At 78.7% G+C, this 1,696-nt stretch carries 2 protein-coding genes; both read right to left on the reverse strand.

Annotation, left to right across the window (positions count from 1 at the left end; translation table 11 throughout):
- Positions 1–94 precede the first annotated feature (94 nt).
- The gene (gene gspM / locus PY257_RS00670) at positions 95–580 is read right to left on the reverse strand and encodes a type II secretion system protein GspM (protein WP_275737750.1); all 486 of its coding nucleotides are present in this window, start codon (positions 578–580) and stop codon (positions 95–97) included.
- 182 nt (positions 581–762) lie between these two features.
- Positions 763–1,696, reverse strand: a 934-nt coding sequence (gene gspL, locus PY257_RS00675; protein WP_275737752.1) for a type II secretion system protein GspL, incomplete at its 5' end; no start/stop codon positions are given.

Below are 1,696 nucleotides of genomic sequence, written 5' to 3' on the forward strand. Positions count from 1 at the left end.
CACGGCCAGCCCGGCCAGCGCCCACGGCCAGGCGCCGCGCGGCGGGCGCGGGGCGGAAAAGGAGCGCGGGGCGGACGGCACGGGCGGGGTGCGGTCAGGACGCGGGCAGCAGCAGCAGCAGCGTGCCGTCCCAGCCGCCGCGCGCGTTGCGCGCGAGCTGCGCCTGCGCAGGCACGGCGCGGGCGTTGGCGCGCGCCTGCGCCAGCCAGCGCGCCAGCGCATCGGCGTCGGCGTTCTGCAGCGCCACCGTGGCGCGGTCGCCGACGATGGACAGGCGGGCCGTGGCGCCCAGCGTCTGCTGCACGGCGGCTTCGAGCGCGCGCTGCGCGTCGGCGCGGCTGGCGCGCGGCAGGCCCTGCAACTGCAATGCCTGCGACCGCAGGGCCTGCATGCGCTGCATCTGCGCGTCCAGCGCCGCGTGCTGCGCGGGCGCGGCATGCAGCACGCCCACCGCCGGGGCGATGGCCGTCCACCACAACAGCGCGGCGGCCACCAGCAGGGCGGCGGAGGCCGCCAGCGTGCGTTCGCGCGCCGCCAGCGCGGCCCAGCGGGCACGCAGGACTGCCAGCACGGCGTTCATGAGGAAACCTCCGTGCTGCGCACTGCGGTGCGAGCGCCTTCGGGCGGCCGGGCGGCGCTCATGAGGAAACCTCCGTGCTGCGCACTGCGGTGCGAGCGCCTTCGGGCGGCCGGGCGGCGCTCATAGGGAAACCTCCGTGCTGCGCACTGCGGTGCGAGCGCCTTCGGGCGGCCGGGCGGCGCTCATGGCGTGCCTTCCGCCTGCACGGTCAGTACATCGCCGTCCATGCGCGCCGCGTAGCCCATGGCGGCCAGGCGCGCGGGCAGGGCCTGCGCTTCCTCGGCGCTCAGCGCCAGGCCGCGCAGGCGCGCCTCGCCCCCGGCATAGTCCACGCCCGCGGGCACGCGGCCCGGCGGCAGCGCCGCGCCCAGCGCGGCGAGCAGCGGCTCCAGGTCGCGCGGCGACAGCGCGCCCGTGGCCTGGCGCAGCGCGTCCACCTCGCGCGCCATCTGCACGGGCGCGTCCACCACCACCTTCACCTGAGGAAAGGTGGCGGTGAGCACGCCGCGCACGCCGGCCTGCTTGGCGGCGAGCGCGGCTTTCTCCTGCCAGGCCCAGGCGTTCAGGCCCCCGAGCTGCGCCGCCGCGAGCGCCACCACGCCCCAGCGCGCGGCGCGCCACTGCGGCGCGCGCAGCAACTGCTGGCTCGCGCCCGCGGCGCGGCGCAGCACGCGCGTGCCGCCGGTGCTGGCGAACTCGAACTGCGCCAGGTTCCACGGCGACTGCGCGGCCTGCAGCCAGCGCGTGGCGGCGGTCTGGATCTGCGCGGCGCGGCCCAGGGCCTTCTCGGCCAGCGCGGCGACGGCGGGTTCGGCGTACAGCGGTATCTGCGCGTCGGCCTGCGCCTGCGCGGCGGCGGCCAGCGGCCACAGCACCACGGCCTGGCCGGGCGCGCTGGCGGCGATGCGCGGGTCCTCGGGCGTGCCCACGGCATACAGCGCGGGTGCGGCGGGGTCCGGCGCCCATTCGGGCACGACGCGCGCCACGGGCAGGCCCACGGCTTCCAGGGCCTGGAGCGCGCCGCGCAGCCAGGCCCGGTCGCACACGGCCACCCAGGCCGTTGCGCCCGCGTGCGCGCCGGGTTCCAGCGCGAAGTGCAGGCTGGCCGGCTCGTCG

It is taken from the genome of Curvibacter soli, from assembly GCF_029211125.1.
GTDB classification, from domain to species: Bacteria; Pseudomonadota; Gammaproteobacteria; order Burkholderiales; family Burkholderiaceae_C; genus Curvibacter_A; species Curvibacter_A soli.